General features: G+C 40.8%; 1 protein-coding gene. It reads left to right on the top strand.

Going from position 1 to position 808, the window contains the following annotated elements; genetic code table 11:
- Nucleotides 1-808: phage portal protein family protein (locus tag G6Q00_RS08260; protein ID WP_163532756.1), on the top strand; the 808-nt coding region annotated here is incomplete at both ends.

The following is an 808-nucleotide window of genomic DNA, read 5'->3' as shown; positions in this document are numbered from 1 at the left end:
GATAATCGCCCCGATATTCTTAGCGTTTGTGATTTAAATCTGTATGACTCTAGCGCTTATCGGGTGGTTTCTATTTGTGCACTCAAATACCTAGCGCTAGGTAAGTACATGAGTTATTTAGAAAACTTGAGTATCCCACCCCTAGTGGCAAAGAGTCCCGATCTTGAAAAAAATAGCGTTGAAAGATTATTAGATAATTTAGAGGATTTGCGATCGGCATCTGTGGGGGTTTTTGGCAGTGATGATCAAATTGATTTATTAAGCGGATCGGTGGATAAAGATGCCTTTTTAAGTTTTGTTAGATATTGTGATGAATGCATTAGCAAAGTTATAAACGGGCAAGTGCTAGCCGGAAACGCTGTGGAGAAAGGCACGCAAGCTTTAGGCACAGTACATGAAAATGTAGGCCGATCTTTTTTAGAGTTTGACGCGCGCTTTATTGCAGTGGCGCTAAATGAGGCGCTTAAAGAAGTTTTAAAATTATACATGGAACAAATTCCGCCATTTGTGCTTAGTCTGGATACAAATACTGAAGTAGATGAGGCAAGACAGGTGCAAGTCTATAAAGCCCTTTATGATATGGGGCTACAAGTGGATTTAGAGACTTTACAAAAGGCCTTTAATGTGCCTTTAACCCGTGTTGAATCGGGGTTAAATGGCGGTTTAACAGGTGTTAGCACAGAGATCAATACGCAAACTAATACGCAAACAAATAGGATTGAGAAAGCAAACACGGAAGAGCCTCCCGCGTTAGATTTAGGGATTGATGAAAGCGAAATTATGGAGCTTTTAGATCAAGTGGCGGGGG

This window comes from Helicobacter suis, assembly GCF_902196125.1.
Taxonomy (GTDB): domain Bacteria; phylum Campylobacterota; class Campylobacteria; order Campylobacterales; family Helicobacteraceae; genus Helicobacter; species Helicobacter suis_B.
This window is presented reverse-complemented; position numbering and strand designations above follow the sequence as displayed.